The sequence below is a fragment of the Chitinophaga sedimenti genome (genome assembly GCF_023156195.1).
In the GTDB taxonomy this organism is placed as follows: Bacteria; Bacteroidota; Bacteroidia; order Chitinophagales; family Chitinophagaceae; genus Chitinophaga; species Chitinophaga sedimenti.
Genome location: NZ_JAKUKA010000001.1, coordinates 5229157 through 5250077, shown reverse-complemented (window position 1 = coordinate 5250077; position 20921 = coordinate 5229157). Strand labels below are relative to the sequence as shown.

Sequence of the window (20921 nt, the reverse complement as noted above, 5' to 3'; positions counted from 1 at the left end):
TTATACGTTAGTCTTTCTTTTCGTCGTTGTTGATCTTCTTGAAAATCTCTTCCATTTTGAATACGTAGTCCAAAGTATCATCGAGGAAAAAAGCGAGGTAGGGGATACGGCGCAACTGTTTGGCCATACGGTTGCCCAGCTCCTTTCGGATTTCGCTGCCGCGTTCTTTAATACTATTCAGCATGCCCACCTGGTCCTTTATCTGGAAAAAGCTCAGGTAAATACGCGCCTCCAGCAGGTCAGGGGTCATTTTAACAGAGGAGATGGAAATCATTCCACCATCTACAATGCTTAATCCCATGCGCTGGAATATATCGTTCATTTCCTCCTGTACTGATTGCGCTACTTGTTTCTGCCGCTTAGTTTCTGACATAATTACGTTTTTATCCGGAATACATCCCTCCCACTTCCATACCAATCGCACCGGGACTTTCTTCCGCCACGAAATTAACCATTTCCTGCGGATAAACGGTGCGCGGCCCAAACCGGATAAATGTAGTAATTTGCGGACTTACAAAGATTTATTGAGAATGAAAGTATTCAGGCGACTGCTGCTATTTGCCAAACCTTTACATCATTTTTTACCGGAATATATCATCTATACCTTCTTCGGCATCATCTTCGGCATGCTGAACTTCACCATGCTCATTCCTTTGCTGGATACTATTTTCCAGACTAAGGAAAAAGCCCACGTGTACCCGGCCGCCGCCCCGGAATTTTCCATTACTCACCTGACGGACTTTCTGACCGGCACTTTCGAGTATTATTATGGCCGGATCTCTCACAACGGAGAACAGCAACTACTTGCGCTGGGCTTCGTTTGCGCCGTTATTGTTGCCGCATCTATCCTGGCGAACATATCGCGCTACCTGGCCATCCGCGTGATGGGCCGGCTGAGGATGAAAATACTTGAAAGCATGCGCAACCAGGTATTTGCACGCCTCTCCCACCAGTCGCTCGACTTCTACCACAAACGGCAGAAAGGGCAGATTCTCTCTACGTTAACGAATGACGCGCAGGAGGTAGAAAACTCTGTCGTAAACTCTATCCAGGTCTTTCTCCGCGACCCGTTTATTATCATCGGCTACTTTGTTGTGCTGTTCCTGATCTCCACAAAACTTACTTTATTTACAATTATTTTCTTCCCGCTCTCCGGTATGCTGATCGGGTATATATCCAAGCAGTTAAAAAACAAAAGCCGATACAGCCAGGAAATGCTGGGTAAAATTCTGAACGTATCAGAAGAAACAGTTAGTGGTGTGCGTATTATTCAAGGATTTACCGCAGAAACATTCATGCAGCATAAACTGGCGGATATCAACCGCATGTTTTCAAAAATCAGCCGGTCGATGTTTAACCAGCGCGAAGCAGCTTCGCCGATATCAGAAGTCCTGGGTATAGGCGTTGTTGTTATATTGGTGATGTATGGTGGCAACCTGGTGTTATCCGGACAAGGCGGCTCACTCACCGCCGCTGCATTCATCACCTACCTCGCGTTGTACTCACAAATTCTTCAACCCGCCAAAAATATTTCGAACGCCATCACGACGATGCAACGTGGCCTGGTGGCAGCGGAGCGCATCTACGAAGTATTAGACGCGCCGATCACCGTTACGGAAAAACCAAATGCAGAAACGATCAAAACGTTTGAACAAAGCATCGCATACGATAACATGTCGTTCAGCTATAATGATGAAACACATGTATTAAAAAACATCAACCTTAATATTGAAAAAGGAAAGATGATTGCCCTCGTAGGCCGTAGTGGTGCCGGTAAATCTACGATGGTCGACCTTTTACCGAGGTTCTATGATGTAACGACCGGCAGCATCAAAATAGATGGAAAAGATGTACGGGATTTAAAAATGAATGACCTGCGGCAACTGATGGGCATTGTTTCGCAGGAGGCTATCCTGTTCAATGAAACCGTGTTTAACAACATTGCATTTGGCCAACCCGATGCTAATAAAGACGCAGTAATACAGGCCGCGAAAATCGCAAACGCGCACGAATTCATTAAAGATTTAGAAAACGGATACGATACCAACATTGGCGACCGCGGCCTGAAACTGAGTGGTGGCCAGCGTCAGCGCCTCACCATTGCCCGCGCGGTATTTAAAAATCCACCGATCCTCATTCTTGATGAAGCCACTTCAGCACTCGATACAGAATCGGAAAAACTAGTGCAGGAAGCATTGAACAACCTCATGAAAAACCGTACCAGCATTGTGATTGCGCACAGGTTATCTACCATTCAGCATGCCGATGAAATCATCGTGATGGAAAAGGGAGAAATCATGGAACGCGGCAAACACGAGGAGTTATTACAACGCAATGGCATCTATAAGAAACTGGTAGAAATGCAGGAATTCAAATAATCGGAAAATACTACGATAAATTAACAGGAACGGGTGCTCCCCGTTCCTTTTTTGTCCCCTCTGGTATCATTTTTGGGCCTTTCTGCCGAACTAAAACTGTATAGCCTATGATATCGATTGTGATACCCGTATTGAATGAAGGAAGCACTATCAGGCAGGTAATCAGGACCATCAAAAAAACATCCCGGAAAATTGAGATCATCGTAGTGGACGACAACTCGTCCGATAACTCGGTGGAAGAAGCGCTGAAGGAAAAAGTGCGGGTGATCACAAGCAGCCAACGCGGCAAAGGCGTGAGCATGCGCGAAGGCATGATGGCCGCCAAACATGACATCGTTGCCTATGTAGATGGCGATATTCTTACTTATCCTGATAACATCGTAGAACTGCTGACTGATCCGATCGTGAACGAAGAAGCAGATTTCTGCAAATCATTTTTCGAAAGACAGGCTGGCCGTGTAACCAAACTGGTCGCCAAACCCCTGCTTAGTATCCTGTTTCCCGAACTGGAACATTTTCAGCAACCGCTTAGCGGCATGATCGCCGCACGTAAGTCGTTTCTCTCTCAGATCAAATTCGAAAATGATTATGGGGTAGACATCGGCATACTGATCGACATGCACCTTCGTGGCGCACGCATCGCGGAAGTGAATATCGGTCGTGTCGAAAATGCCATGCAAACCTGGGAGCAACTGAGTAAGATGTCGCGCGAAGTATCGCGTACTATTTTGCAGAAAGCGGAAAGCATTCCGCAGCAAAACCTCGAAACACTCGGCAACATCAACATCATCCGCGAACAGATGGAATATTCGATTCTTGAGTCGATTGACAAACTGCAGAAGATGGTGATTTTTAATCTTGATGAAACCATTTTCCAGCAAAGTTATTTGTACCTCGCCGCTGCGGTGTTCGATAAGGAAGAAGCACTCGTGCAGATCCTGCATCATTATAAAGATCCTATCACGATTCTCGAACGCAGCGCTGCATTGTTCCGGGATAGAAATCTTGCAGAATTACTGGAAGTAGCAGACGAAATTCCACTTACAGACGACATCCGAGGTGTGGTAAAAGCATTGAAGAAAAGGGGGTATGTAGTGGGACTCGTCACCGACGGCTTCGAATGTGTAGCCAATCACATGAAAAATCAATTGGGTATGGACTTCGCATTCGCAAACCGCCTGCATCTATTTCACAGTGTGGCAACGGGCGAATTAACGGTGTCCGACTTTTTCCTTTCGGAAGATCAAACACCCGTGTACAACAGGCGGCACTTGCTAACCTACATCAACAGAAAGTATCACATTCCGTCGCAAAATATCATCTACGTCGGCAACGGAGCAATGGACGTGGATATGTTGCGCGAATCGGGCATTGGTGTAGCTTTTGATCCACAGGATGAGGAAGTGCACGCAGTGGCCGACAAGGTAATTCGTGGCAGCCGGTTAGCCCCGTTGCTGGAAATAGCACAGGCAAGTCCGGAAAAACTGAAAGAAAAATGGCATCAGAAAAAACGGGTGCGGCGCATCGGCATGGGCGGTCTACTGTGCCTGGGGGCGGCAGGCGTGTTATACCTAACGGTGCGTGCATTGCGGAAAGAGCCGGCGGCGCAGCCTTGTTAAATAATCATAAAAAGATAGAAATAGTTTTAATCACCGCCATCACGATTAAAACACCAACACATCCTCACTGCAGCCTTACAAACAGAAAGGCCACCTGAAAACAGGTGGCCTTTTTCTATTAGAAGAAGTTCAATTCATTATTTGCTTTTAGCCAATTTGGCTTCGATGCTCAGCGTAGCGTGTGGTACCGCTTTGAGGCGGGCCTTATCGATCAATTTGCCGGTTACGCGACAAATGCCGTAGGTTTTGTTTTCGATACGCATGAGTGCTTTTTCCAGGTGATCAATGAACTGGATCTGGCGGCTTGCCATTTGGTTCAGTTGTTCACGCTCCTGGGAACCGCTGCCATCTTCCATGCTCATGTACTTGTTTTCGGTATCGTCAGTGCCCGCTTCGTCTTTACGGGTAATGAGGCCTTGCAGGTACACCAGTTCTTTTTTGGCGGCGTCCAGTTTCTTGAGAATAATGTCCTTAAATTCTCCCAGTTCTGAATCGCTGTAGCGATAAACGGGGCCTACCACTGCATCGGGCTGATCCAGTACAGATTTGGTAAACTCAGGCTGATAAGAAACGGTCTGAATAACAGTTTTAGCAGACGGCTTGCTCTCGGTCGCCCTTGAGGAACCCGGCCTTACGGTAGCACGAACCACCGGAGGTTGTTTTTCAACAGGTTTAGGTGATTCTACCGGTTGTTTTACTGCCTTGCTCGTTTCCTTTTCCTTTTTTTCCGTTACGACTTTCTTTGCTGGCATATCTTCTTTTTCTACGGGTTTAGTAATGACCGGTTTTGAAGTTTTCACTGCCGGAATGCTTTTTTATCAGGTTTCTGCGGCACTGCAGGAACCTTTTTAATCGCTGGTGCCTTGGCAACAGGTGCTGATTTCTTAGCAACTACCGGGCCTTTTTTGCAACCGGGGCAACTTTAGCTTTAGCCGTTGGTTTAGCCGCCGGAACAGCTTTAGCCGCCGCCTTTTTTGGCGTTGCTTTAACCGGCGCAGCCTTTTTGGCTACCGGTTTTGCAGCTGCTTTTTTAGGCGCAGGAGCCGGTTTGGTTTGCGGGAGCGGCCTTCTTGGCGGGGGCAGGCTTCGCTGCAGCTTTTTTAGCTGCAGGTGCTGGCTTTGCGGCAACTTTTTTAGCCGGTTTAGCCGGTACGGCCTTTTTGGTAGTTTTAGTAGCAACCTTCTTTTTTGTTGCCATGGGGACTAGCTTTTTTGTTAACTAATATATTAAATTTCAATTCGTTAACTTCAATCTCCGTTCCTTCCTGCAATTGCGGCACTAATTCCAGCCTGTCTGCCAAAATTTCCGTGCAAATATAGTTATTAAAGTTAAGAATTGCCGATTTCAGCAGGTCTGTAGCCGCTACCGTCACCTCTATCCGGTCTGTTAACTCAAATCCACTGTCCTTCCGGATTTTCTGGATACGGTTCACCAGTTCGCGGGCATTTCCTTCGTCCTGTAATTCGGGAGTAATGGTAATATCCGGGGCTACTGTAAGTGGGCCTTTGTTGGCTACTGTCCATCCGGGAATGTCTTCGGAGATTATTTCCACATCTGATAAACCTATCTTGATGTGCTCACCATCAATCTCTAAGCCAAACTCACCTATTTTTTCAATCGTGGCAATGTCGTGCTGGGAAAATCCTGCAATCGCGTTTGCAACCGCCTTCATTTTAGCACCCATCCTGCTACCCAGGGTCTTGAAGTTCGCCTTGATCTTTTTCTTTATGAAACCCTCGGTTTCGGTAAGATACTCAATAGTTTTAACATTCACCTCACTTTTTATCAAGTGCTCAATCAATTGCACCTGCTGTTGCATATGAGGGTCTAAAACCGGAATCAACACCTTTTGCAGGGGTTGTCTTACCTTATTATTGGTCTTCTTGCGAAGCGACAGCACCAGGGATGAAATATCCTGCGCGAGCTGCATCCTTTCTTCCAGCGCTGCGTCGATCGCGGTATTGTCGCCTTTCGGGAAGTTAGTCAGGTGAACGGACTCCGCACCGATGCGGCCGCTTACGCTATTCAGGTTACGGAACATCCAGTCTGAAAAGAACGGCGATACCGGGGCCATCATTTGTACGATCTTTTCCAGGCATTCGTACAGCGTCTGGTAGGCGCTGATCTTATCCTGGTTGTACTCGCCTTTCCAGAAACGGCGGCGGCACAGCCGCACATACCAGTTGCTCAGGTGCTCGTCCACAAATTCCTGTATAGCACGGCCTGCCTGCGTAGGTTCGTAATCATCGAACGCTGCATTTACCTTGTTAACCAGGGTATTCAGCAATGAAATGATCCAACGGTCAATTTCCGGGCGCTCTGCCAATGGAACGTACGCTTCCTTAAAGCTGAACTTATCCAGGTTGGCGTACATCGCAAAGAAGTTGTACGTATTATATAAGGTAGAGAAGATTTTGCGCTGGGCCTCTTTAATGCCTTCGGCGTCAAACTTCACGCTATCCCAGGGAGAAGCATTAGTAATGAGGTACCAACGTGTGGCATCGGCGCCAAACTGCTCGAGGGTAGCAAAGGGATCTACTACGTTACCCTTGCTCTTACTCATCTTATTACCTTCCTTGTCGAGCACCAAACCATTGGAAACCACGGTTTTAAATGCAACACTATCGCGCAGCATTACGCCGAGCGCATGCAATGTATAAAACCATCCACGGGTCTGGTCCACACCTTCAGCAATGAAATCGGCAGGGAACGCTTTTGCGGGCGCATCTACCATGTCCTGGTTTTCGAAAGGATAGTGCCATTGCGCGTACGGCATGGCGCCACTGTCGAACCAAACGTCTACCAGGTCCGGCTCGCGACGCATCGGTTTGCCCGAAGCGCTAACCAGGATGATGTCGTCTACGTAAGGTTTATGCAGGTCGAGGATGCCCTCGTGCAGGTAGTTTTTATTTACATCACCGCCTAATACCTCGCTGGCTTTGCGGATTTCGGTATTCAGTTCTTCGATGCTGCCGATGCAGATCTCTTCGCTGCCGTCTTCCGTGCGCCAGATAGGCAATGGAGTACCCCAGAAGCGGCTGCGGCTGAGGTTCCAGTCAACCATATTCTCCAGCCAGTTACCAAAACGGCCTGTACCGGTAGACGCGGGTTTCCAGTTGATGGTTTTGTTCAGTTCCACCATCCTGTCTTTTACCGCGGTGGTTTTGATGAACCAGGCATCCAGCGGGTAGTACAGTACGGGTTTATCGGTACGCCAGCAGTGGGGATACGTGTGTTCGTATTTCTCCACCTTAAAGGCGCGGTTTTCTTTTTTCAGTTTGATGGCGATGTCTACATCCACATCTGCGAACTGGGGATCGTTTTTGTAGTTTTTCACATAACGGCCGGAGAATTCGCCCACATTATCGGTGAATTTGCCCTGCCGGTCCACCAGCGTTAAAATGCCGATGCCATACTTTTTACCGACGCGATTATCGTCCGCACCAAACGCCGGCGCGGTATGCACGATACCGGTACCATCTTCGGTAGTGACGAAGTCGCCCAGATCACACGGAACGGATCCCCTTCTTCCGGCTGTGCGAACGGCAACAGCTGTTCGTACCGCAGGTTTTCCAGCTGGCTGCCTTTGAAGCTGCTCAGGATGGTCCAGGGGATGAGTTTGTCACCTTCTTTAAATGCGTCAAAATCAGCGTTTTCTGCCTCGGCTTTGAAATATTTGCCTAACAGCGCCTTCGCCATGATCACATTGATCGGCTGGTGAGTATATTGATTGAGGGTTTTTACCAGCACGTATTCTATGTTAGCGCCCACGGTCAGGCCCAGGTTGGAAGGCAGTGTCCGGGGGTGGTAGTCCAGGCCAGGAAAAACACCGGTCGTTACCGGCCGCATCGAAAAGGAACTGCGACTGCGCTGATTGCACGGCCTTAAACATGGCCACGATCGTGGTGTCTTTCACATCCTTGTAAGTACCGGGCATATTGAGCTCGGCGGAACTAAGACCGGTACCCGCGGCCGGAGAATACGGCTGGATACTTACACTTTTATAGAGGAAGCCTTTGTTATACAGGGTTTTGAGTGCCCACCAAAGACTTTCAATATAATTATTGTCAAAGGTGATGTAGGGGTCCCGGAGATCAACCCAATATCCCATTTTACGGGTGAGTTCGTCCCATTTATCTTTGAATTTCAATACCTCCCGGCGGCAGGTATCATTATATTCCGCGATCGAGATCTTTTTACCGATGTCTTCTTTGGTGATGCCCAGCATTTTTTCCACGCCAATTTCCACGGGTAAGCCATGGGTATCCCAGCCGCCTTTGCGCTTCACCTGAAAGCCCTGCATGGTTTTATAACGGCAAACGAGGTCTTTTACCGCGCGGGAAATCACGTGGTGAATACCCGGCATACCGTTAGCGCTGGGGGACCTTCGTAAAATACAAATGGCTCCGAACCCTCACGGCCGTCTACGCTTTTTTCGAATATCTGGTGTTGTTCCCACGCTTGAAGTATCTCTCTTTCTATCTGTGGTAAATTCAATTGGCTATATTCCCGGTATTTGCTGGACATAAACTATCCCCTTCCCTTTGTTGTTATAAGTATAATATAAAAGACTGCAAAGTTACAAAATACGCTCGTATTGCCACTTAACCACTTTTTGGGAAAATTTCGTGGAATTTTAATAAATTTGATCTGAAATTTGAGTAATTTACAATAATTAAGTGTTAAGTTTCGTTTTTGGCATTGTTTTCGCTTAGTGTCTAGAGTTTACAGCTAAGCAATTTAACCATATCAAACACCATGTCTTTATGAAAAGAGTAACCTTAATTATTTGTGCTGCCTTGCTGTCTTCAGGCATGGCTTTTGCACAACAAAAGAAGTCGTCCAAAAAAACAACGAAAGTTGCTGTAAAGAAAGTTGAGGCCCCAGAAAATGTTAAAACTGCTTTTCAACAAAACTTTACTGGGTCTTCCGACGTTAAATGGACAAAGTCCAGTTCCGGTAACTGGATCGCGAGCTTTACTCAATCTGATGTGAAAACATCGGCTGAATATAGTGGAGAGGGTGCCTGGGTAGCAACCAGGTCTGAGTTCGGTGCTAATATCCCTGAAGGAGTTAACACTACCCTCAAAACAAAATATCCCGCTGCAGTAGTGAAAGAAGGTTGGAAAATCGAGCGTTCAGATGTAGCGGCATATTACAAGATCAACATCGATGACAACGGCGCAACCAAAACAGTGTTGCTGAATGAAGCCGGAACGATCACCGAGTAGATCGCCATCAACATTCGTATTTCATAGGTATAGGGATAAATAGGACAGACCCTGCTCTTTTGGGCGGGGTTTTCTTTTTTTAGTATGCGTCCCGTTCCTTTCTATTTAGCCACCTTATTTAACAAACGTATATGGATCCTATATGCATCCTATATCCCCCATGTGCACCATGGCGGGTTTCAGCGAACGAGCATATAGGATGCATATAGGATCCATATAGGATGCACTGGACTATCCATAAAAAATCCGTCCCGATAGACGAGACGGATTTATGCAAATTACGGTGGAAAAAACTGTAGACTGGGCAGTGCAATGGTGTTTGATATACACTGCCGTTTAATAATGGCTTTACTATCGTCTGCAAGCTTTTCCTTTTTTAAGGTCAAATCTGATAAGGAAGCTTATGAAAATCCGGATAGATATCCTTGGATCGTGATACAAAGAAACACCAAAGTATTTAGCCTTAGTTTCGAAATCGGGAAAAGAAAAGATCGGATCGGGAAAAAGAGAGCATAAGGCCGAAGTGTGCGACGCAACGGGGGATGATTAGGGAAACAAATGCTAAGTACATAAAGAAAAATGCCCCGTTTCCGGAGCATTACTATATTGATAGTCAATAACTTCTAGCGTAAAAGTAATTCGCAGGGCTTTAAGCCGGTGTGTTTTTTAAATGCGGTAGAGAAGTGCGAAATACAAGAGTAACCCATCATGATAGCGACTTCCGAAACGGAAAGACCTCTTTCGTAGAGGAGGCCTTTGGCCTTTTCCATCCGCTCTTTCTGGAAATAGTCGTAGATGGTGGTACCGTAGGTGGCCTTGAAACCTTTTTTCAGGTAACATTCGTTCATGGCCACACGGCGCGCGAGCTCACGGATGGTGATCGGTGCGTCGAGTTGCTCCAGCAGGATGTCGCGGGCTTTGTTAATCTTCTCACGATCTTCCATGTGCGTAAGGAAGCGGCAACCATAACGCTCGTCAGTATCATTTTGAATGAACTGGTCTGAACTGAAAAGCAACAACTCCGGGCCTTGCTTTGCAGGAAGATGTTTTTCAGAATGCCGTCGTAGTTGTGATGCACCATTTGCTCGAGCACCTGTTTGGATTTAGTGCAGGGTGTAATGGTTTTCGTAAACGGCTTCTTTGATTGCAGTTCGAAGAGTGTTGAGGAAGTATTTCCTTTTGCAGCGACTGGATAAAACCTGGCTGGAAGCGTACGGTAATCATATCTACCGAAGGCACGCGTTCGTTACAGGATTCCTTGTCGCGTTTATTACCACCGGCGCATACCTGATCGGTGCAACCGGGATTTGTGCAGTATTTGCTGCCGGCCACGCAGTAGCGCAGCTCAATTGCAGCGGATTGTCCCCTTTTTGCAGGCTGATACACCACCATAGCCACATCTTCTACCGGCAAAGGCCTGTCGTACGTGAAGCGCTGTAATGTAAAATCCAGGCAATCGGGCACGGCCACAGCATCCGATTCGGCCAGCTTTAGCTGGTCATTCATGGCGGGCTGCTGGATCGCGAGCATTAATATGTCCTGTAAATCTTTCATTTGTTAAAGCCTGGCAAAAATACACATTCATATTTTATGATTTCCCGGTTTGACAGTCCCCTTACAATTCTGTGGTAACGATGAAGTAACTGCCCCTGACAATCAATACAATAACGCATAACGACTATATTTAATTTCGGAGGTGTTCCGAGCGCAGTTCTGCTTGGTATGGATTTAGTACCCGTATAAGCCACTAATCGAACGTGCATGAAAAAGCTCTTAAAAGTAGTGTTAATAAGTCTGGCAGCATTGATCGTCGCAGTCGTAATTACGGGCATTTACCTGAACCAGCACTGGAAAGGAATCCTGAACAAGGAGTTGAAAAACTACGTGCAAAAATCGACGGATAGCCTTTACCACCTTACCTATAGCGATATTGACATGAACCTGCTCACCGGTTATGTAAGCCTGCGGAATGCGGAGTTGCGGCCAGACAGTGCGAGGTACAAGCAGTTGCAGGCCCAACAACGGGCGGCGCAGGCCGTGTTCTCTATTAAGGCGCCCCGACTGGAATTGCGGGGTGTGAAAATATTACGCTATGTGAGGAAACATGAGATCGCCATCGGCAGTTTGCAGCTGAACGATCCTGAAATAGGAATGGTCCGCGATGAAACAAGTGTGGACACCACGCAGAAAAAGGCAAAAGCTCGCTGGAGGGCTTGTCTGTGGGCAGCATCGACCTGTCTAATATTACCTTTTCGATGACACGCATACGAAAAGACAGTGTGCGGGTACTTACGAAACTGACCGAAGTGAATGTACGGGTGCGCAGCCTGCAGCTGGACTCCCTGGCCTCCACGGACCCGGAGCGGTTCTTTTACGCCAAACAGTTTGACATTGATTTAAAAAAGTATGATTTCCGGACGCCGGACAGCCTGTATTGGGTGCACATAAAAGACCTGAAATACCGCGCTGCCAGTCAGCAACTCACCACCTCGCAGATCGTGCTGGAGCCCCGTTATTCCCGGGCGGAGCAGGATAAAATGGTAGGGTATCAGAAAGACCGGTTTGATATTAAGATGGACAGTATTACCGCAGAAGGGGTAAGTCCACAGCACCTCATGGCGGGCGAACTATTCGTCCGCACCCTTAAAATGCGCGGGGGTAAACTGGACGTTTATCGTAACCGCACCCTGCCCATGCCGCCCGGCAATAAACTTGGCAGCTTCCCGAACCAGATGATCCTGAAAATGAAACTCCCGTTGAAGCTGGATACGCTGAAACCGGGCTCGGTGGATATATCTTATACAGAACTGAATCCCAAGACGAAGAAAACCGGCACCGTAAAGTTTCTTGACGCCGGCGGCACGTTAACGAATATAACGAACGTAGACACGGCGATTGCCCGTAACAAACACATGGTGGCCGATTTACACACCAAAGTAATGCAAAACGGGCCTTTGAAAGCGCGTTTCGACTTCTCACTGGCCGATACATCGGGCGCATTCAGCGTTTCGGGTCACCTTGGCGCCATGAACGCACAGGAGTTTACTCCCGTGGTGCGCGGACTGGCCATGGTGGAGATAAAATCGTGTAATGTAAAGTCAGTTGATTTTAACATCGACGGGGATGAGATGAATGCGAAAGGCGTGGTAAAATTCCTTTATAATGACCTCAAGATAAGCGTATTGGATGAGGACAAGGAAACCAAAAAGGTGAAAAAGAAGGGCTTTAAATCGATGCTGGCGAACATGATCGCGATTAAACAGGACAACCCGGCGCCCAACGAAGCCGCGCGGGTGGCTTATCCCAGCTATCGCCGCGATATCCGCAAGTCTTATTTTAATCTTGTTTGGAAGACACTTTCGAAGGGTTTGATGGAGATTGCGGCGACGGATGCGATACAGGCATTATAAACAACTTTTCAACATTTACTGCCGGGCCTTGTTTTTAGGGCATATTGCCACCCTAAAAACGGGGCTTATTTTATGGAAATCAGCTCCATTTTGCTTATTTTTGCATGATTCTCGACCTTTTTCTTAAAAAAGAATTTCATCAAAAATATGAGTGAAGAACTAGTGAAAGCACCTACCCAAAACAGCGGTTATGATGCGGGTAGCATCCGTGTATTAGAAGGATTGGAAGCAGTGCGTAAAAGGCCGGCGATGTACATTGGCGACATTGGTGTCAAAGGTTTGCACCACCTCGTGTACGAAGTAGTCGACAACTCCATAGATGAAGCCCTTGCAGGTTACTGTAAAAATATCGAAGTAAATATACTGGAAGACAACTCCATTCGCGTAGTAGACGACGGACGTGGTATTCCGACCGGCATGCACCCCAAAGAGGGCCGTTCGGCCCTGGAGGTGGTAATGACGGTACTGCACGCTGGTGGTAAATTCGACAAGAATACTTATAAAGTGTCTGGTGGTTTGCACGGTGTGGGTGTAAGTTGTGTGAATGCATTGAGCTCTCTTCTTACCGTTACCGTTAGACGCGAAGGCAAAATATTCGAGCAGGAATATCGCCAGGGCCACCCGCAGTACGCTGTACGCGAAATTGGCGAGAGCGAGATTACCGGCACCACCGTTCATTTTAAACCGGACGGGGAAATCTTCAAAGAAACTACCTACAGCCGCGAAATACTCGCAGGCCGTTTGCGTGAACTGGCTTACCTGAACCGCAAAATCAGGATCGTGCTCACGGACGAACGCGAGAAAGACGACAACGGCAGTCCGATATCCGAGGTATTCTACAGCGAGGGCGGTATCATTGAGTTTGTGCAGATGCTGGATAAAAACGGACGTCGCAACAGCCTGCTGCCCGGCCCCATTTATGCAGAAACACATGATGCTAATTCCAACGTGGCAGTAGAAGTAGCGCTGATTTACAACGACTCTTTTAACGAGCATATCTTCTCCTACGTGAATAACATCAACACCATTGAAGGAGGTACCCACGTAGCGGGTTTCCGTCGTGCCATCACCCGTGTGTTTAAATCGTACGGTGATAAAAACAAACTGTTCGAAAAGACCAAGATCGAGGTTACGGGCGACGACTTCCGTGAAGGACTCAGCGCGATCGTAAGCGTAAAAGTTCCCGAGCCGCAGTTCGAAGGTCAGACCAAAACCAAACTCGGCAACTCCGATGTAATGGGTGTGGTGGACAGCGCCGTGGCGCAGGTGATCGATGCTTACCTGGAAGAACATCCGAAAGAAGCGAAAATCATTATTAATAAAGTGGTGCTGGCCGCACAGGCACGTGAAGCCGCCCGTAAAGCCCGCCAGCTCGTACAACGTAAAAGCGTGATGAGCGGCAGCGGCCTGCCAGGTAAACTGGCCGACTGTTCCGACAACGATCCGCACAAATGTGAACTGTACCTTGTCGAAGGAGACTCCGCGGGCGGTACTGCGAAGCAGGGCCGGAACCGTAACTTCCAGGCAATCCTGCCACTCAGGGGTAAAATCCTGAACGTGGAGAAAGCTATGGAACACAAGATTTACGAGAACGAAGAGATCAAAAACATCTTTACGGCACTGGGCGTAACCATCGGTACCGAAGAAGACGACAAGGCGCTGAACCTCGCGAAACTCCGCTATCACAAGCTGATTATCATGACGGATGCCGACGTGGACGGTAGCCACATTGCCACACTGATCCTGACCTTCATTTTCCGTTATATGAAAGACCTGGTAGACCAGGGTTACGTATACATTGCGCAACCCCCATTGTACCTGGTGAAGAAAGGTAAAGAGCAGGAATACGCCTGGAACGAAGACCAGCGTAAAGCGGCTGTAGCCCGGCTGGGTGGCGGCAGAGAAGATAGCGTGAACATCCAGCGTTATAAGGGTCTTGGTGAGATGAACGCCGAGCAGTTGTGGGACACTACCATGGACCCGTCTACCCGTACGCTGAAGCAGGTTACCATCGAGAGCGCCGCAGAAGCTGACCGCGTGTTCAGCATGCTGATGGGCGATGAGGTCCCCCACGTCGTGAGTTCATCGAATCACATGCGAAATATGCAAAAATCGACGCTTAAGATCTTAGCGTTATGGATACTGAAAAGGGCTGGCAATTGCCGGCCCTTTTCGCGTTTATACCTCATTGATAGTCAAGCAAAACCTCGCTGCACACATCAATAGATACCGACCGAAACCCAACGCAGTTAAGGATTTCAGGCCTCCACCAGCGCATCGCGCACGCCCGGAAAAAACTTTTCCTGCTAACCCCTTTATCCTCATTCTTTTAGCCATTTGCCCCTGTTAAGCATTAGAATTAATACTAATAATACCAAACATATGACATATATTGCATATACATTGCAAACAAACACTAGGTAACGAACCTATCACCGGATACACACTTTTTAGTACCGATTGACAAACCGAATACACTGAGAACCGAATACACCTATTGAAAATCTAATTTTAGAACCATCCTATGAAAATGAAGACGCTCCTGTTCGCGCTGATCTGCGGGACAGTTATAACCGGTCTTTTTTCCTGTGAAAAGGCAAAAGACCTCATCCCCGGCGGCACCATGCAGCTGGACATTTCCGACAGCACATATCTCGCTAATAAAAACCTGGTTTCCGGTACTATCATGGACACGCTGGGCGGTTATATGCTGGTAATGTCCGCTTCAGGCAATAACAAATGGATTGCTACCGTAAACGTGTTTTTCCCGGAAAAAAGCTGCAGACCGGCACTTTCTCTTCCGAAACGAATCCGATGAACGCGATTGGCTGGGTTACGCTCCCCGATATGAGCGGTTTCTCTTCTTATAATAATGAAGCATCTGTGGGCCGTGCATCGATAACAATTACGAAAATCAGCAGCACACATGCGGAGGGCAGCTTCAGCGGTTTGTTGCTAAGCGATATGGACCCGGAATCAACGATGGAAATTACGAATGGTGAGTTCGACGTGTCGGTTACGCCGTAGGCCATTTAACCTGACTATAAATTATTGCGCGTCTCTGCCGGGCACAGGTGCGCAAGCTGCAAAATAGCGAATGAAATGACAGTTTAGTATCACACGGACCACCATGAACTGGTCATCAACGAAATGGCCGACACCTACTGAAACAGAACCGGGCAGAGAGCTAACGCTCACTGCCCGGTTCTGTTTTATAAAAGTATTCCTTATTTGATTTTGTATACCACCCTCATTTCACCACGGATCTTGATGGTTTTTACATCGATATCAGATTGCGGTACTGCGTCGCCGGCCGCCATACGGGCGTTTGAAAAAGCGACCATCGGACGCGCATCAGCATAGCTGTCTGTCGGAATCTCCTGGATTTCGAGTACACCATCGAGTTTTTCATCAGCTGCAGCAGCCAGGTATTCGGCTTTGGTTTTGGCCGCTTTGATCGCGTTAATTTTCACCTGCTTACGGAACTCCTCCATTTTGCTATGGTTAAATGATGCGATGTTTACGCTTTCGATACCTTCTTCATCAACACCAGCCAGGATGCCGTTGATCTTTTTCAGATCGGCCAGTTTCAGGCGGTATTGCTTGCGGGCCAGGAATTCCTCTGTGGTTGGCTTTTTCTTCTTCCACCACTGTACGCCATTATAGCCATATGCGTTCTCGATAGTGAAGTTCTCTTTCGGAATGCCGGCCGCCTGCACTGCTTTCTGCAACTGTTGCTCCAGCGTGCTGATATCTACCTTGTTTGTTTTTGTTTTGAAATATTCCCGCAGGGAGATGTTGAAATAGAGTTCATCAGGCGTGATCTCCAGTTCTGCCGAAGCAGTCACCTCAATTTTTTTCACGGGAGGAATGTTTGAGCTCGTTTGTGCATTTGCTACCATAGTCATAACTAAACCGGTTAATGCTAAAATCAACTTTTTCATGGTTTCTCTTTTTGTTTTCGTAATCAGGATGCGGGGTTGCCTCCTGATTCCATAAATGCTTTTAGACTTTAACGTTCTTTAACATTTTATGTTACAAACATAAATGTATTTAGGTTGATATTATATTTCCGGCTGTCCTGCCTTTACGGTGCACAATCGATAAAATATAGTATTTTCCTTGCCTGTTCCGGCCAATTTTATGCCAGCTGGGGTTTGTTTGCTAATGTTCAGAGCGATACCATTATTTTTCACAGCAGTTCTTGTTTGTTGTGCACAGCTTACGCTGGCGCAAAACAACTACATACTTAACGGCAGTGCGCAGCAGAAAAGCTGTAACTGTTATCAACTAACGGCCGACCAGGGCACACAGAGCGGCACTGCACGGAACCGCAACAAGATCAGCCTGGCTAACTCCTTTGTATATACGTTCGATGTAAATCTTGGCAGCAAAGATGCCAATGGTGCAGACGGCATCGGCTTCATCCTCCAAACGCAAGGTACCAGCCTGGGCGCTACGGGACAAGGTATCGGGTTTGCAGGTGTGAGTCCCTCGATTGGCATCTTGATCGATACCGGCAGAACAACAATGAAAACGATCCCCCTACGACCACGTAGCCATCCAGATGAATGGCATCAGCGATCATAATGCATCCAATAACCTGGCAGGGCCAGTAACGGCACTGGCCAACAGCGATAATATTGAAGATGGCGCCTGGCACATCTTTAAGATTTCCTGGGATGCCACTACGTTAACCTTTACGGTAGATATGGACGGAGAAAACCGCCTGACGCTTACCAAAGACATTGTAACCGACGTATTCGGCGGTGATCCCATGGTATATTGGGGCTTCGCGGGCTCCACCGGAGGTTCGTCCAACCTGCAGCAATTCTGCGCGGCACTTCGGCCGCAATTCGCCAGCGGACAAACCATCTTTTGCGAAGGCACACCCGTGCAGCTATATGATAATTCGAGTTCATTCGGCAGCATTACCCGCTGGTTCTGGGATTTGGGCGACGGCACCACTTACCTAAGCACCGATCCGGCCGCACCCAATCCTCCCATTCATAACTACCAGCCAGGTGTATACGATGTAAAACTGGTGATACAGGACAACAGCGGCTGTATATCCGATACCCTGTTTCAGAAAGTAACACTGGGCACTTACCCCGTGGTGGATTTCACCGCCCCTAACCTGCTCTGCGATGGCCCTCCCTCCTTATTTGCGGACGCCTCCACCGTAAGGGTAGGCACCGTAAACCGCTGGGCCTGGGACTTCGGGAACGGGCAAACGGGCGACCGCTCCACCGCCAGTATTAATTATGCGGCCGGGCAGTATCCCGTACAACTCACCGTTACTACCGCTGAAGGCTGCACTGGCAGCGCCAGGAAAATAGTGGAGGTATTGCCCTCTCCGGATATTGCGATTACCGCCAGCACGGCTGTTTGCCTGGGAGAAGAAGCCTTTTTCACCGCCACCAGCACCAACGCCGCTTCACCGGTAATGAGCTGGGCGTGGGAGTTGGGCGACCAGCAAACCAGCCAGTCCGATAACTTCAGCCATACTTATGCTACCGGCGGACAGTTCATCGCCCGTGCTACTGCCACCGGCACAAATGGCTGTCCGTCCGAAACCGCCAGTGCTACCGTACGCGTGGTCGCTGTAAATGCTTTTGCGGGCACCGATACGCTGATCGCGATGGGACAGCCGCTGCAACTGAACGCCACAGGCTCCAGTTCATTTTCCTGGCAGCCATCCACGGGGTTAAATAATCCGTTTATTGCTAATCCGGTAGCCACGTTAAATGCAGATCAAACTTATGTACTGACGTCTACTTCCGGCGAAGGTTGTGTGGATATGGATACGATCAATATCAAAGTATACAGGGGGCCGGAGTTTTGGGTGCCCACGGGCTTTACGCCTAATAATGATGGCCTGAACGACGTGTTCCGGGCCATTGCTCCCGGCATTCCTAAAATCGATTATTTCCGGGTGTGGGACCGTTGGGGTGGCGAGGTATTTTACACCAACCAGCTGTCTGTAGGTTGGGATGGCCGCTTGAACGGGCGCCCTATGCCCATGGGAACGTATGTGTGGGCGATCAGCGGCAAGGATTATATGGGGCGCGATGTGTTAAGGAAAGGCACTGTAACGCTTATACGATAATAGAAAGGGCCGGTATACATACCGGCCCTAATGTTTTTCTATGCTCCCACCTTCGCATCCTGGCTCTTCACAATTCCCTCCAAAAACCGATGCAGCTGCTCCATACTCTTCACCTTCTCCACTACCAACATAAAGTTCTTCCCCACCTGTTTCAGGCGCGCATTATTGGTCCGCGTCTGGATATAATTCAACAGGTGATTAAAGGTCACCGATTCGAAGTAAGGTGAATCCGGGTTGTTGATAAAGTAGCAGCGCAGCTTTTCATCTTTCAGGATCATTTTTTCAAAGCCCAGTCGGATGGCCAGCCAACGGGTACGAATGGTGATGAACAGGTCCTGCACCGGGCCGGGAATCGGGCCAAAGCGGTCCACCATGTCTTTTTCGAAGGCTTGTAATTTTTCTTCCAAAGTGATATTATCCAGCTCCTGGTAAAGATTCAGGCGCTCCTGTATGCTTTCGATATAAGAATCCGGGATCAGGATTTCCAGGTCGGTATCGATGGTACAATCGCTGATGTAATCCTTCTTCTCTTCTAATTGATCTTTGAACAGGTCTTTGAAGTCGGTTTGCTTCAGTTCGCGGATGGCTTCGTCCAGATTTTCTGGTACATATCGAACCCTATTTCCGCAATAAAGCCGCTTTGTTCACCGCCTAGCAAGTTACCCGCTCCACGGATGTCGAGGTCGCGCATGGCGATCTGGAAACCACTACCCAGTTCACTGTGCTGTTCCAGCGTTTGCAGTCGCTTGCGGCTGTCGGCCGGCAGCGTGCTCACCGGCGGCGCCAGCAGGTAACAGAACGCTTTTTATTGCTTCTGCCCACACGGCCACGCAGCTGGTGCAAGTCACTTAATCCAAAGTGATGCGCGTTATTGATGATAATTGTATTCGCGTTGGAAATATCCACGCCGCTTTCCACGATATTGGTACATACCAGCACGTCGTACTCCCGGTCAATAAAGTTCAGGATCACTTCCTCCAGCTTATGTCCTTCCATTTGCCCGTGCGCGGTGGCAATGGACAAGTCGGGGCACAGCTCCCGGATAAGACCGGCCATCTCACGCAAACCGTTTACGCGGTTGTGAATGAAGTACACCTGTCCCCCACGCTCCGTTTCGTAATAGATCGCATCCCGGATCAGGTCGGCATTGAACACATGCACCTCGGTCTCGATCGACTGCCTGTTCGGCGGTGGTGTATTGATCACGGAGAGGTCGCGCGCGCCCATCAGCGAAAACTGCAATGTTCTTGGAATAGGCGTGGCCGTTAAGGTCAGCGTATCCACGTTTACTTTCCACTGTTTCAGCTTCTCCTTGGACGTTACGCCGAACTTTTGTTCCTCGTCTACCACGAGCACGCCAAGGTCTTTAAACTTCACATCTTTGCTCAGCAAAGCGTGGGTGCCAATGATGATATCGATCTTTCCTTCAGCGAGGCGCTGCAGGGTTTCTTTCTTTTCTTTTGCAGATTTGAAGCGATTCAGGTAATCCACCGTGCAGGGGAAATCCTTCAACCTTTCAGAAAATGTTTTGTAGTGCTGGAATGCGAGGATGGTCGTAGGGACCAATACAGCGGCCTGTTTACCATCAACTACGGTTTTAAACGCTGTACGCACGGCTACTTCCGTTTTACCAAAGCCCACATCACCACATACGAGGCGGTCCATGGGCGCGCCGCTTTCCATATCGCGTTTCACGTCGGCCGTAGCTTTACTTTGGTCGGGCGTGTCTTCGTAAATGAACGAGGCTTCCAGTTCCGTTTGCAGGTACGTGTCGGGTGAGTGCGCAAAGCCTTGCTGTGCCTTACGCGCGGCATACAGGCGAATCAGGTCTTTGGCAATATCTTTTACCTGCGTTTTCGCTTTCTCCTTCAGCTTATCCCACGCATCGCTGCCCAACTTATTCACTTTGGGCACCACGCCTTCCTTACCGGAATACTTGCTGATTTTGTGAAGGGAGTTGATGTTTACGTACAGCAGATCGCTGTTCTTGTAAATAATGCGGATCGCTTCCTGCATCTTTCCGTTCACTTCTATCTTCTGCAACCCGCTGTAAACGCCCACGCCGTGATCGATGTGGGTCACGAAGTCGCCCGATTGCAGCTCCTTCAGCGTTTTAAGGGTGATGGCCTTGTTTTTATTGTAGGCCTGTTTCACCTTGTATTTGTGGAAACGC

At 48.4% G+C, this 20921-nt stretch carries 21 protein-coding genes; 10 read left to right on the top strand and 11 right to left on the bottom strand.

What is annotated here, in order from left to right; genetic code table 11:
- Positions 1-7 precede the first annotated feature (7 nt).
- Positions 8-373 (bottom strand): 30S ribosome-binding factor RbfA, encoded by a 366-nt coding sequence (gene rbfA / locus MKQ70_RS30130; RefSeq protein ID WP_248078075.1) that lies wholly within the window; start codon positions 371-373, stop codon positions 8-10.
- A 157-nt stretch (positions 374-530) separates the two neighbouring features.
- On the opposite strand from rbfA, the gene MKQ70_RS30125 reads away from it, so the two are divergent.
- Together MKQ70_RS30125 and MKQ70_RS30120 are read left to right on the top strand one after the other, a co-directional pair.
- The gene (locus MKQ70_RS30125; protein WP_248078073.1) at positions 531-2378 is read left to right on the top strand and encodes an ABC transporter ATP-binding protein; all 1848 of its coding nucleotides are present in this window, start codon (positions 531-533) and stop codon (positions 2376-2378) included.
- A gap of 107 nt (positions 2379-2485) precedes the next feature.
- Positions 2486-3997 carry a glycosyltransferase gene (locus tag MKQ70_RS30120; protein WP_248078071.1) on the top strand — a complete coding sequence of 504 codons (1512 nt, stop codon included), beginning with the start codon at positions 2486-2488 and terminating at the stop codon, positions 3995-3997.
- Between the two features lie 137 nt (positions 3998-4134).
- On the opposite strand, the gene MKQ70_RS41635 is transcribed toward MKQ70_RS30120, so the two are convergent.
- From MKQ70_RS41635 to MKQ70_RS30100, 4 genes are all read right to left on the bottom strand, one after another.
- Entirely contained in the window at positions 4135-4797 is a 663-nt protein-coding gene (locus MKQ70_RS41635; protein WP_248078069.1) for a TraR/DksA family transcriptional regulator, read from the bottom strand.
- 369 nt (positions 4798-5166) lie between these two features.
- Positions 5167-7464 (bottom strand): isoleucine--tRNA ligase, encoded by a 2298-nt coding sequence (gene ileS / locus MKQ70_RS30110; RefSeq protein ID WP_248078067.1) that lies wholly within the window; start codon positions 7462-7464, stop codon positions 5167-5169.
- Complete coding sequence (locus MKQ70_RS30105; protein WP_248078065.1) at positions 7395-7769, bottom strand: hypothetical protein; 375 nt, start codon at positions 7767-7769, stop codon at positions 7395-7397. The genes ileS and MKQ70_RS30105 overlap by 70 nt, the downstream gene beginning before the upstream one ends.
- Complete coding sequence (locus tag MKQ70_RS30100) at positions 7759-8364, bottom strand: class I tRNA ligase family protein (RefSeq protein WP_248078063.1); 606 nt, start codon at positions 8362-8364, stop codon at positions 7759-7761. Before MKQ70_RS30100 ends, MKQ70_RS30105 begins: the two co-directional genes overlap by 11 nt.
- A gap of 400 nt (positions 8365-8764) precedes the next feature.
- Here MKQ70_RS30100 and MKQ70_RS30095 point away from each other — a divergent pair, with 400 nt between their 5' ends.
- A complete protein-coding gene (locus MKQ70_RS30095; protein ID WP_248078062.1) occupies positions 8765-9229 on the top strand; it encodes a hypothetical protein in 465 nt (154 codons plus the stop codon).
- 623 nt (positions 9230-9852) lie between these two features.
- On the opposite strand, the gene MKQ70_RS30090 is transcribed toward MKQ70_RS30095, so the two are convergent.
- Positions 9853-10248: a helix-turn-helix transcriptional regulator gene (locus tag MKQ70_RS30090; protein WP_248078060.1), complete on the bottom strand. Its 396-nt coding sequence runs from the start codon at positions 10246-10248 to the stop codon at positions 9853-9855.
- A 31-nt stretch (positions 10249-10279) separates the two neighbouring features.
- Entirely contained in the window at positions 10280-10783 is a 504-nt protein-coding gene (locus tag MKQ70_RS30085; RefSeq protein WP_248078058.1) for a hypothetical protein, read from the bottom strand.
- Between the two features lie 207 nt (positions 10784-10990).
- Here MKQ70_RS30085 and MKQ70_RS30080 point away from each other — a divergent pair, with 207 nt between their 5' ends.
- The 5 genes from MKQ70_RS30080 to MKQ70_RS30060 all read left to right on the top strand — a co-directional run bounded on the left by MKQ70_RS30080 (position 10991) and on the right by MKQ70_RS30060 (position 15666).
- Positions 10991-11488: an AsmA family protein gene (locus MKQ70_RS30080; RefSeq protein WP_248078056.1), complete on the top strand. Its 498-nt coding sequence runs from the start codon at positions 10991-10993 to the stop codon at positions 11486-11488.
- Positions 11443-12639 carry a hypothetical protein gene (locus MKQ70_RS30075; protein ID WP_248078054.1) on the top strand — a complete coding sequence of 399 codons (1197 nt, stop codon included), beginning with the start codon at positions 11443-11445 and terminating at the stop codon, positions 12637-12639. Before MKQ70_RS30080 ends, MKQ70_RS30075 begins: the two co-directional genes overlap by 46 nt.
- A gap of 147 nt (positions 12640-12786) precedes the next feature.
- Entirely contained in the window at positions 12787-14865 is a 2079-nt protein-coding gene (gyrB, locus tag MKQ70_RS30070) for a DNA topoisomerase (ATP-hydrolyzing) subunit B (protein ID WP_443657848.1), read from the top strand.
- Between the two features lie 304 nt (positions 14866-15169).
- Positions 15170-15457, top strand: coding sequence for a hypothetical protein (locus MKQ70_RS30065; protein ID WP_248078052.1), 288 nt, complete (start codon positions 15170-15172; stop codon positions 15455-15457).
- Positions 15454-15666, top strand: coding sequence for a hypothetical protein (locus tag MKQ70_RS30060; protein ID WP_248078029.1), 213 nt, complete (start codon positions 15454-15456; stop codon positions 15664-15666). The genes MKQ70_RS30065 and MKQ70_RS30060 overlap by 4 nt, the downstream gene beginning before the upstream one ends.
- 200 nt (positions 15667-15866) lie before the next feature.
- Here the strand turns inward: MKQ70_RS30060 and MKQ70_RS30055 are convergent, their stop codons facing one another.
- On the bottom strand, positions 15867-16502 hold the full coding sequence (locus tag MKQ70_RS30055) for an SIMPL domain-containing protein (RefSeq protein WP_248078027.1): 636 nt from the start codon (positions 16500-16502) through the stop codon (positions 15867-15869).
- A gap of 304 nt (positions 16503-16806) precedes the next feature.
- On the opposite strand from MKQ70_RS30055, the gene MKQ70_RS30050 reads away from it, so the two are divergent.
- Positions 16807-17229 (top strand): lectin-like domain-containing protein, encoded by a 423-nt coding sequence (locus tag MKQ70_RS30050; RefSeq protein ID WP_282456870.1) that lies wholly within the window; start codon positions 16807-16809, stop codon positions 17227-17229.
- Positions 17207-18748 carry a PKD domain-containing protein gene (locus tag MKQ70_RS30045; protein WP_282456869.1) on the top strand — a complete coding sequence of 514 codons (1542 nt, stop codon included), beginning with the start codon at positions 17207-17209 and terminating at the stop codon, positions 18746-18748. Before MKQ70_RS30050 ends, MKQ70_RS30045 begins: the two co-directional genes overlap by 23 nt.
- Positions 18749-18786: 38 nt before the next feature.
- Here MKQ70_RS30045 and MKQ70_RS30040 read toward each other — a convergent pair whose 3' ends face one another.
- The 3 genes from MKQ70_RS30040 to MKQ70_RS30030 form a co-directional block, all read right to left on the bottom strand.
- On the bottom strand, positions 18787-19188 hold the full coding sequence (locus MKQ70_RS30040) for a TRCF domain-containing protein (protein WP_248081743.1): 402 nt from the start codon (positions 19186-19188) through the stop codon (positions 18787-18789).
- A 131-nt stretch (positions 19189-19319) separates the two neighbouring features.
- The gene (locus MKQ70_RS30035; protein ID WP_248078025.1) at positions 19320-19523 is read right to left on the bottom strand and encodes a hypothetical protein; all 204 of its coding nucleotides are present in this window, start codon (positions 19521-19523) and stop codon (positions 19320-19322) included.
- Positions 19520-20902 (bottom strand): DEAD/DEAH box helicase, encoded by a 1383-nt coding sequence (locus tag MKQ70_RS30030; RefSeq protein ID WP_248078023.1) that lies wholly within the window; start codon positions 20900-20902, stop codon positions 19520-19522. Before MKQ70_RS30030 ends, MKQ70_RS30035 begins: the two co-directional genes overlap by 4 nt.
- Positions 20903-20921: the final 19 nt, after the last annotated feature.